Raw genomic sequence first — 9,237 nt, 5'->3', positions numbered from 1 at the left:
TATTTTGAGGAAATTTATACTCGTTTGCATTTCTTGCCTAATCGGCAATATTTTTGCCATGGAACTCAGGCCCTTTTTCAACGGCTATGCTCCCAGCAACGCATCTATCGTCACCCACCAGAAAAGCGTAAAATCCGAAAGGGACTGGGACAGCGAAAAGCAGTTCTCTGCCGGACTCGAAATGAACTTCGCCGCCGAATTTAGTCCCATCCGTTACGGTTTCGGCGCAGGCTACAAGAGTCCGCTAAAAGAGGATCACACCAAGATTGTCCCCGCCTCTATTCCCGTATGGGGAACCTTCGCTTTCGGCCGCATCAATACCGACGCCTTCTTTTCACCTTATGCCGTGGGCCGTGTAGGCGTTCTCCCCCTCATCACAGCTAACGGCAACTGGTGGGAACGCCCCTTCGACTTCTTTGTCGCCGGAGGCCTCGGCGTCATACTCCCCTACCGAATCGGCGTCGAAGTCAACTACGAATACGCCTCCGTGCTCAAGTCCTACGAACATAGCGACCAAAACTTTCGCATTTCGGCAGGCAAATTCGGCGCCCGCCTATCCATCGGTTTCGAAATTACTCGTGACAAAATTTACAACCCCCACGACCGAATCGAAAAGAGGGACGAATCCGCTGTACAAGAAGAACCTTTCGACGATGGCAGCGATGATAGCGAAACCACGTCCGCTATAGCAGATAGCGTCGCCCCCGTCCCCGAACAAGTTGTCGATTCTACTAAAGCCGCAGAACCTGTGCAGCCTGTAGAGACGGCACAGCCAGCGGCGGCTTCCGCAGAAAACGAGCCGGCGGCAGCCTCTGCAGGAACCAATCCTGCAGAAATTTCTTCTGAAGAAACGGCTGAACCCGAGCCAGCCGCCGAGCAGACGAAAAACGTCAAGGGAAAGAAAAAGGCTTCCAAAAAATCTACAACAAAGAAAAAAGCCTCCGTAAAAACGAAGGCTAAAAAAACGAAACCCAAAAAGAGTAAAAAGAAGTAGATTTATTCTACCACATCTTGTCGTATTTCTTGCGGCTCTTTTCTTCGTCCTTCTTTTCCTGAACGATAGCGTCGATTACGGCGGCAACCGTCAGGTTGAAGATATCGTGCACCGAGGCGTCGGTATCGGTAAAGTGCACCGGCTTGTTCAGGCCCATCTGCACGGGGCCGATGGATTCGCCAACGCCCATCTCGAGGAGCATCTTGCAAGTGGTATTTGCAGAAGAGAGGCACGGGAAAATTAGCGTATTGACCGTCTGGCCCTTGATCTTGTTGAAGGGGTACTTGGTATCGCGCAGGTCCTTGTCGAGCGCCACGTTCACCTGCATTTCGCCGTCAATCATGTAATCCGGGAACTGTTCGTGAATCATGCGCACGGCTTCGCGGGCGGTGTTAGACGTTCCGCGCGGAGCACCCTTGTCGCTGCCGAAGTTTGCGTAGCTGAGCATGGCCATCACCGGTTCGTGGGCAAAGAAGCGTACGGCGTCGTGCGTGAGTTTCACGATATCCACGAGCGTTTCTGCATCGGGGTCGCGGTTCACCAGCGTATCGGCCAGGAAGAACGTTCCCTTGCGGGTGCTCAAAATGTGCATGGCACCGAAGTGCTTGTATTCTTCGCGGATACCGATGATTTCCTTGGCAAGTTCAATCGTTTCGCTGTACTTGGAATAGCCACCAGAAATCAGGGCGTCGGCATCGCCGACCTTCACCATCATCATACCGAAGTGGTTCGGTTCAAACATGTCGTCGCGGGCTTCGTCGAGCGTCACGCCGTTACGGCCGTTTTCTTCGGCGTAGATTTCGGCATACTTGCGGCGGCGTTCAAATTCTTCCGGAGAACGCGGGTTCACAATCTTGATGCCCGTGAGGTCCAGCTGTTCGCGCTGGGCGATAATCTGGATGCGGTCGGGGTTGCCCAAAAGAATCGGGTGTGCAACGCCTTCAACCTTCGCCTGCACGGCGGCCTTGAGCATGTTGAGGTTGCTTTCGGCAAACACCACGCGCTTGGGGTTGCTGCGGGCGGTATCGCTAAACTGACGGATGAGCTTGTTGTCGTAACCCATCATGTCACGCAGACGGTCATAATAAGCGTCCCAATCGGTAATCGGCTTGCGGGCCACGCCACTTTCGATAGCGGCCTTCGCCACGGCGATAGAAACGTCGGTCAATAGGCGCGGATCCAAGGGCTTCGGAATCAAGTATTCCTTACCGAAGGTAAAGCGCTGGGCGTTGTAGGCGATGTTCACCACATCCGGAACCGGCTTGTGGGCAAGGGCTGCAATGGCGCGCACGGCAGCGTGCTTCATGTGTTCGTTGATGCAGGTAGCGCGAACGTCGAGCGCCCCGCGGAAAATGTACGGGAAACCGATCACGTTATTCACCTGGTTCGGATAGTCGCTGCGGCCCGTTGCAAAAATCAGGTCGCCACGGCTTGCCATGGCTTCTTCGTAGCTGATTTCGGGGTTCGGGTTGGCAAGAGCGAAAACAATCGGCTGGTCGGCCATGCTGCGGACCATTTCGCGAGTAAGGATGTTGCCCTTGGAAAGACCCACGAACACGTCGGCACCCTTCATGGCATCTTCGAGCGTTTCGATATCGGTGCGGTCGGTCGCAAAGAAAGCCTTCGCTTCGGTTAAGCCCTTGCGGTCCTTGCGGATGACGCCCTTACTGTCGCACATCACCAGGTTCTCTTTCTTGAGACCGAGCGACAAGTAGAGTCGCGTGCAGGCGCAAGCGGCTGCACCCGCACCGTTCACCACCATCTTCACGTTGCGAATGCTCTTGCCTGCAACTTCGATAGCGTTCAAAAGGCCTGCAGAAGAAATGATAGCCGTACCATGCTGGTCGTCGTGCATCACGGGAATATCGAGTTCGGCCTTCAGGGTGTCTTCGATTTCAAAACATTCCGGAGCCTTGATGTCTTCGAGATTGATGCCGCCGAATGTCGGGGCAATCCCCTTCACGATTTCGATAAACTTCTTCGGGTCCTTTTCATTGATTTCGATGTCGAACACATCGATACCGGCATAAATCTTGAAGAGGAGAGCCTTGCCTTCCATCACCGGCTTACCGGCAAGCGCACCAATATCGCCGAGGCCAAGCACTGCGGTGCCGTTACTGATCACGGCAACCAAGTTACCCTTACCCGTGTATTCGTAAGCGAGGTTGTTATCCTTTTCGATTTCCAAGCAAGGAGCAGCTACACCCGGAGTGTACGCAAGACCCAGGTCGGTCTGCGTGCTATGCGGCTTGGTCGGCACGATTTCAATCTTGCCGGGCTTGCCCATGGAATGGTATTCGAGAGCTTTTTCCTTTAAGTCCTTGCTCATTCTTTTCTCCTTTTGGCAAATCTTACGTGGATTGCTTCGTCGCCTTCGACTCCTCGCAATGACGTTTGAACACCAATAACAAATTTCAGCGCGCAAGATAGAAAAATCAAAGGGCATTGTAAAGATTTCAATACCCTTATAAGAAAGATGTATTTTTTTGCAGTCTAAAAGGAGTCTAGACTCCCCTTTTGGGCCTTGGGCGCGAACGGTCTTATATTCTCATGGAAATGTCAAGGGCCTTTACACTATGTGTAAGAGCGCCGACCGAAATATAGTCGAGGCCGAGTGTCGCGATTTCCTTCGCGCGTTCAAGCGTCATGTTGCCGGAGCCTTCCACCAGGCACTTGTCGCCGCTTTCCTTGATAATCTTCAAGGCCTCCGCCATCATCTCGTTACTCATGTTGTCAAGCATGATGACGTCGACTCCCTTGTTCAGGAGCGCTCGCAGCTGGTCGAAGTTTTCGACTTCCATTTCCACCATCAGGCCCTGCTTGTTGTTCTTCTTCACCACTTCAAGCGCTTCGAGAACGCCACCGGCTGCCGCAATGTGGTTATCCTTCACCAGCACCATGTCAAAAAGACCCATGCGGTGGTTAGAACCGCCACCCACGCGAACGGCGTACTTCTGCAGAGTGCGGAAACCGGGAACCGTCTTGCGCGTATCGAGAACCTTGGTCTTCCCCGCCTTCAAGGCTTCCTGGAAGGTATGCGCAACGGTTGCCACGCCGGAAAGTTGCTGAATAAAATTCAAAAGCGTGCGTTCGCCCGTCAGGAGTTCGTGCGTCGTGCCGTCCATTTCGGCAATCAGGTCACCCTTTTTAACGACATCGCCGTCTTTCTTGTGGAGCGTCACCTTCACGTTCGCCTTGAGTTCCTGGAACACAAGTTCAATCACCGGAAGGCCTGCGAGCACGCCATCTTCTTTTGCAATCAGGCGCGCATGCTGCTTCTGGTCGGCAGGAATCGTCCATTCACTGGTCACGTCACCCGTGCGCACGTCTTCGGCAAGCGCCAAGCGAATCATCGTGAGAGCATCATCTTTCGGAAAAACTGGAGTAGAATTATCGCCGTACATAACTTAGTACCTTTTGTTAAAATGTGTAATGTGAGATGTGTAATGTGAAATGAAATATTTCATCAGTCATTCCACATTCGTCATTTCACATTTCTATTGAGCTCCTTTTCCAGTCAGCACCACATACACTGTGCGCATCAGAATCTGGAAATCAAGCAACAAGCTCATGTTTTCAAAGTAGTACATGTCGTACTGCAACTTGATTTTCACGTCTTCGGTGCTGGTATCGTAATGGTGGCACACCTGAGCCCAACCGGTCAGGCCAGGTTTCATTTTCAGGCGGCTAATATAGAACGGGATTTCTTCACGGAGCTTGGCAATGAACACGGCGCGTTCCGGGCGCGGGCCCACCATGCTCATGTCACCTTTAAGCACACACAAAATCTGCGGAAGTTCATCGATACGGGTCTTGCGCAAGAACTTGCCCACCTTGGTTATGCGGGGGTCGTCCTTGGTGGCCCACTGGGCGCCAAACTTTTCAGCATCGGTACGCATGGTACGGAACTTGTAGACCGTAAAGGGCTTGCCGTACAGGCCAATGCGTTCCTGCGAATAGAACACCGGGCCACGATCTTCGAGCTTGATTGCAATGGCGGCGAGTACGCATACCGGGAACGAAATTATCCCGAGGAAGGCGCCAAACAGAATATCAATCACACGCTTCACGCGCACCTGCCACAAAGGCATGGTAAACGCAAACAGTTCCTGCAATTCAAAACCATAAACCAGGTTCGCCTTGAACTGTCCATGCACCACGCTGTAGAGTTCAGGCACCAGGTAAATGTGAACCGGCTGGTCGCACACCCACACAAGCACGCGCATAATTTCTTGCGGCGAAGAACTTTCGTGCGCAATAATAATGCCCGTTACCTTGTACTTCTTAATGAGCGAAGCAAGGTCTGCATATTTTCCAAGCACCGGAACATTCGCAAATTCATGTTCCATGACCTGAAAACGTTCATCCACAAAGCCCACCACACGCTGGCCGCGTTCGGGAGTTTTCGCAAGCGCTTCGGCAATCTTTCGGCCCGCCTCGGTCGCACCCAAGACAAGAATGTTGTTCGCACCAAAGCCAAGGCTCAAGAGCCTACGCAGACAGCGGTAAATGAGCATTCTGAAGAGAATCACCAGGAACAGCGCAAAGCCGCCATAAATAAAAATCCAGGGGAATCGAGAACCGTACAGGTAACCTTGATTGAGCGGTTCGTTCACCATGACCTTACCGATAAATTCAGCGCCGAACAGGACTGCGATTACAAGCACGATGCCAATGAGCACCGCACGCAACACGCGCAAAACCTGGTGCGTACGCGACATCAACAGCCATGAACGGTAAAGCCCGGCGCAAGTAAACAGCACAAGCCAGCCCACATTGAGCACGAGGCCCATGTGCCAATATTCGGCAAAAGTCTTGCTAGGATCGAACTTATCGGCAATCCAACCACTGTGGAACTGCACCCAGAAGGCGAGTACAAAACAAATAGACAACGCCACGAAGTCCGAAAGGACAACGAGAATGCGTTCCAATGTAGCGGCGCGAATCATAACAGCCCTAAATTACCAAATTACCGAATCTCAGATTTTCCGTTTCACGCAATTTTTAGGCGAGGAAACGAATCACCTGGCTCTTTTCGACAATTTCGGGCAAAGCGTCGATAGCGTCGACAGCCTTCGAGGTCTTGCAATCCTGGGTCTTTTCGGTGATAACCACGATAGAAACCTTACCCGGATCCTTCACGTTCTTCTGGATAATGGTTTCGATGGAAATCTTGTTTTCGGCCAGGATGCTCGTAATCTTGGCAAGCACACCACAAGCGTCACGAGAGGTGAAGCGCAGGTAGTAGCGAGAAGTCGTTTCCGAAATCGGCACGAGCGTCGCGGAATTGTCGACGTTGAACCAGCCCATGGGGAGCGCCTTGCGGGAGCCCTGGTCCACGGAGCGGGCCAGGGAAACGAGGTCGGCTACCACGGCAGAGGCGGTCGGCAAACGGCCTGCACCGGCGCCGGTCTGAACCGTTTCGCCCAGATTGTCGCACTTCAGGTAAACGGCGTTGATCACGCCATTCACGTTAGAAAGCAGGTTGTCGTTCGAGACAAAGCACGGATGCACGCGGGCGTCCACGCGGTCGCCGTCGCGGTGGTAAATGCCAAGGAGCTTCACGCAGCAGCCGATTTCCTTGGCGAATGCGATATCCTGGGCGGTAATTTTGGAGATACCGGTCACGTGAATCTTTTCGAAGTCCACGCGCTTGCCGCTGCAGAGGCTAGCGAGCAAAGCCGTCTTGTGGGCGGAGTCGATACCTTCGATATCGAAGGTCGGGTCCGCTTCGGCAAAGCCGAGCTTCTGGGCATCCTTCAGGACCACATCGAAGTCGAGGCCTTCGTCGGCCATGCGGCTCAAGATGTAGTTACAAGTACCGTTGATAATGCAGCTCAGGTGTTCCACCGTAGAGCCGAGCAGGCCTTCCTGCAGGCTGCGGATAATAGGAATGCCACCGCCAACAGCGGCTTCGAACAGCACATGCAGGCCGTTCTTGGCTGCAAGCGGGAAAATTTCGTGACCGTACTTGGCGAGGAGAGCCTTGTTCGCGGTCACCACATGCTTGCCGCTTTCGAGGGCAGCGAGGATCCACTTGCGCGGCATGTTGTAGCCACCGGCGAGTTCCACGAGCACGTCGATGTCGTTACCGGCAATCATTTCGTCGGCATTGGTAGACACCTTGTAGCCCTTCGCCTTGTACGGGGCAACTTCTTCTTCGGACTTCGCGCAGATGCAGGCGAGTTCGAGTTCGACACCGAGCTTTTCCTTGTACTCGGCAATCTTCTGTTCCAGAATCTGGATAACACCGCCACCAACGGTTCCAGTACCAATAAGACCAATACGCAACATAAGGCGTCTCCATTTTAAATTTTTACGGGGCAAATATAGAATTTTGGCTAGAATCTCACAGACACCTTGCGGCTTCCATTCCCGATTCGAAGCACATAATTCCCCGAAACAGGCACCACCATATTGAAATTCGAGCTGTTTACAGTCCCGCGGAGCACCACGTTGCCCTGCATATCGAATAAGGCATACCTATCGCCCACACGGGCTCCCGCCACCTGCAAGTTGCGATTTACAACGTACACGCTAAACCGCGGCAACGGCATTCGCTCAAAGGAAGTAGTCTGTTCACTACTCGAGCTCGGCGTCTCAGAGGAGCTTGACGCATCAGAAGAACTGCTAGATACGCTCGAAGAGGATTCCTCGCTGGAGCTCGAAACTGGGGGTGTAGTCCACTTGGCATAAAAGATCTGTGTACCAGTCGCTTTGGGGCTCACCGAAGTGACAGCATTCCCCCAAAATTGCCTGTTATCATACCAACCCGCAAAATAGAACCCTTCGCGAGTCACGAATTGTGCATCAGGAAGCGCTGTCTCCACTCCTTCTTCATAATACTTCAGCTCATGACCTTTTTCGATTTTGCCGCCTTCATCTAAAACGAAAAATACATAGTGTTTCGTGTTACTCCAATCAAAATGCGGGAGCACCTGCGTGCCAGCAGGGTCTTCGGCCCATACGAGACCATCGGCGCCATTTTCCACATAAGAACCGTTACGGTAAGTTTCAATCCAGCCTCGTAAATAACCAGCAATAACTCCACCCATTAAACGTTCTTCGGTAACACCTAGAACATCTTCTATTACCTTGTTAGTTGTATCCGACACATTAGCAACAAGAATATCCTCTTGCTCCACAAAAAAACAATTTTCAAATCTGATCTTGCCGTCACCATATCCATACCCGAGAATAGTTCCTGCTTTTAGTGAAGAATCTGCATCGTAGGAAACATGCCCAGCATTATACGCATTAGCAATAGTAACGCCACCACCAATAAGGTCTGCGCCTTCTCCATAACCAACAAGCCCACCAACACTCGAGCCACCTTCTACGGCACCCTTGTTGTAGACATTTTTGAAAAGAGCGTATTCGAAAGAAGTCGCTTTGCCTAATAAGCCGCCAACATACATCTGTCCGACAACTTTTCCGGCATTATAGCTTTGGTAAACCCCGAGAACGCCCTTACTTGCCCAACCAACAAATCCACCAACAGCCTCCTTACCGGAAACCACCCCTGAATTATAGGATTTTATTATATAGACATCGTCTTCATATTTACTCCCAATGAATCCCCCCACTTCGTACAAACCTTTCACCATAGACAGGTTGTAACTGTTCGATATATACAGCGATCCCTTGTGCCATGTTGCGCTTCCAATAAAGCCTCCTACGCCAGATTCACCCTCAACCAAGCCTGCGGCATAGGAATTCGTTATTTCCATTTGGTTTTTCGAATAATCGTTTACAAAGCCAACAAAGGCGCCCACATTTTCTTTTCCCGCGAAATAAAAGTCTTCAAGACCGAGGTTTAATATTTGAAAGCCTGACGCATTTTCAAATAAGCCCACACTTTTGTCACCGTTGCCATTAAAATACAATCCATATATAACATGGTTGTTCCCATCAAACTTTCCCGAAAAATCTTTCATCGGAACCCACGGGACAAAATCCTTTTGCGAATTCAATTCGCCTTCGGAATTTAGCACTGATTCATTCACCACGATATCCTGAGTCAGTTTTCCACACACCTTCCCTTGAGGGTCACCCTCTCCTGTACCATTCACAATGTCTGCAAATCCGTAAAGTTCGGCGGCATCTGAAATTTGATAACAACCATCCGACAAAGTTGGCATTTTTGAAGTAATAGTCGCCGCATTTGCAGACAAGGCTGTAAACAGAACTCCCGTAAAAATTGAAATCGTGAATTTCATAAAATCTCCTCTTTAATTCTGATT

6 protein-coding genes are annotated in these 9,237 nt (G+C 51.4%); 1 reads left to right on the top strand and 5 read right to left on the bottom strand.

Annotated features, from left to right (window positions below):
* Positions 1 to 4: 4 nt before the first annotated feature.
* Complete coding sequence (locus tag BUC02_RS07260) at positions 5 to 994, top strand: hypothetical protein (RefSeq protein ID WP_139261057.1); 990 nt, start codon at positions 5 to 7, stop codon at positions 992 to 994.
* A 7-nt stretch (positions 995 to 1,001) separates the two neighbouring features.
* Here BUC02_RS07260 and BUC02_RS07255 read toward each other — a convergent pair whose 3' ends face one another.
* The 5 genes from BUC02_RS07255 to BUC02_RS07235 all read right to left on the bottom strand — a co-directional run bounded on the left by BUC02_RS07255 (position 1,002) and on the right by BUC02_RS07235 (position 9,213).
* Positions 1,002 to 3,323, bottom strand: coding sequence for an NADP-dependent malic enzyme (locus BUC02_RS07255; RefSeq protein ID WP_073320730.1), 2,322 nt, complete (start codon positions 3,321 to 3,323; stop codon positions 1,002 to 1,004).
* Positions 3,324 to 3,534: 211 nt separating this feature from the next.
* On the bottom strand, positions 3,535 to 4,398 hold the full coding sequence (nadC, locus tag BUC02_RS07250) for a carboxylating nicotinate-nucleotide diphosphorylase (RefSeq protein ID WP_073320727.1): 864 nt from the start codon (positions 4,396 to 4,398) through the stop codon (positions 3,535 to 3,537).
* A gap of 93 nt (positions 4,399 to 4,491) precedes the next feature.
* The gene (locus BUC02_RS07245; RefSeq protein ID WP_073320724.1) at positions 4,492 to 5,943 is read right to left on the bottom strand and encodes a sugar transferase; all 1,452 of its coding nucleotides are present in this window, start codon (positions 5,941 to 5,943) and stop codon (positions 4,492 to 4,494) included.
* Between the two features lie 55 nt (positions 5,944 to 5,998).
* Positions 5,999 to 7,288, bottom strand: a complete 1,290-nt coding sequence (locus BUC02_RS07240; protein WP_073190709.1) for a homoserine dehydrogenase — start codon at positions 7,286 to 7,288, stop codon at positions 5,999 to 6,001.
* Between the two features lie 47 nt (positions 7,289 to 7,335).
* Complete coding sequence (locus tag BUC02_RS07235; RefSeq protein WP_073320721.1) at positions 7,336 to 9,213, bottom strand: InlB B-repeat-containing protein; 1,878 nt, start codon at positions 9,211 to 9,213, stop codon at positions 7,336 to 7,338.
* Positions 9,214 to 9,237: the final 24 nt, after the last annotated feature.

Source organism: Fibrobacter sp. UWOV1 (genome assembly GCF_900142495.1).
Lineage (GTDB): Bacteria > Fibrobacterota > Fibrobacteria > Fibrobacterales > Fibrobacteraceae > Fibrobacter.
This window is presented reverse-complemented; position numbering and strand designations above follow the sequence as displayed.

What these genes read in the sequence shown, in the direction of transcription:
- nadC (WP_073320727.1), bottom strand. Translation starts at nt 4,398, where the DNA reads ATGTACGGCGATAATTCTACTCCAGTTTTTCCGAAAGATGATGCTCTC.
- BUC02_RS07235 (WP_073320721.1), bottom strand. Translation starts at nt 9,213, where the DNA reads ATGAAATTCACGATTTCAATTTTTACGGGAGTTCTGTTTACAGCCTTG.
- BUC02_RS07245 (WP_073320724.1), bottom strand. Translation starts at nt 5,943, where the DNA reads ATGATTCGCGCCGCTACATTGGAACGCATTCTCGTTGTCCTTTCGGAC.
- BUC02_RS07240 (WP_073190709.1), bottom strand. Translation starts at nt 7,288, where the DNA reads ATGTTGCGTATTGGTCTTATTGGTACTGGAACCGTTGGTGGCGGTGTT.
- BUC02_RS07255 (WP_073320730.1), bottom strand. Translation starts at nt 3,323, where the DNA reads ATGAGCAAGGACTTAAAGGAAAAAGCTCTCGAATACCATTCCATGGGC.